Genomic DNA, 1,019 nt, shown 5'->3' with positions numbered 1-1,019 from the left:
CCATTATCTTTTTCAATAAGTTTACGCCGAACTTTCTTTGGGCGATAATTTTTGAGCTGTCTTTGTATTTCTTCTACTAATTCATCCTCAGTTCGTTTCTCTATATCTAAGATGGTTTTACCATCTGTTCCAGGGGTCTTTGACCCTTTATTGGACTTAATCTTTCGATACGCTAATAAAATGTTATTCCTTGATGTGATGATGTCGTAAAGCAAGTGGAATGATTCTTTATTTTTCGCTCGTTGATGTAAGTCAGTAAAGGTGTCTGTCATCCCATAATAATCCCAATGTCGTAGAGCTTGCACTGTGGCATCATTCCTCTATGAAGTGATGTTCCCACATTCTTACCCGATCGGTGCAATGCACATTTGAAAAATAATTATTACCTATCGCTAGACTTGGGGCTGTTCCTCCATCTCCATTACAGCGATTTCATCAGTCGTACCCCTACCCTCATAAAGATAAATGCATTTCGACTAATGTCTTATAGCAAACGTTTCAGGTAACAGCCTTCGTTTCAACGTTCTTTACTTTCCAAGTCCCTTACAAAATAGCTATCATTTCTAGACGTAGGTGCTTCCTTTAAGCCTGTGAGCTGGAAACCGCCATTGTTCAGTATAGTGTATTTCAGAGGGCCAAATATTACTTTACACCACTCACCCCATCGTAAGATGGGACATAGCTTTCACTATGTTCAAACTATAGACCCTTAAATTCGGAAGTTCGTCAGTTCCTTTTACACGGGAACATTCTCACCATATCTAGTTTTTCAGCCATCCGGCATATCAGTTGGCATACCTTTTCCAATGGATGGCTTCAGCCTTCTTTCTGCCGACTCTACCTGTACTTCGAACCCTATAAACTGTCATTCATAGCGCACGCAGGAGTATCGATGAGATAGTTTCAGAAAACATGGTTTCTTCATTCCTATCTTCAATTGTAAAGTTGAAATTTATTTCATAAACTTCCTGTGTTTTCATGCCAAAGGCATTTATCACAGAACTTGTCGAACTGGCCCG

At 39.6% G+C, this 1,019-nt stretch carries 1 pseudogene; it reads right to left on the bottom strand.

What is annotated here, in order from left to right:
• Positions 1-305 (bottom strand): annotated as a pseudogene (locus ACXYMX_RS17085) (hypothetical protein); the annotation flags it as partial.
• Positions 306-1,019: the final 714 nt, after the last annotated feature.

Source organism: Sporosarcina sp. CAU 1771 (assembly GCF_054482775.1).
Note: the sequence above shows the minus strand (reverse complement) of the source record. Positions and strands in the feature narration are given on the sequence as shown.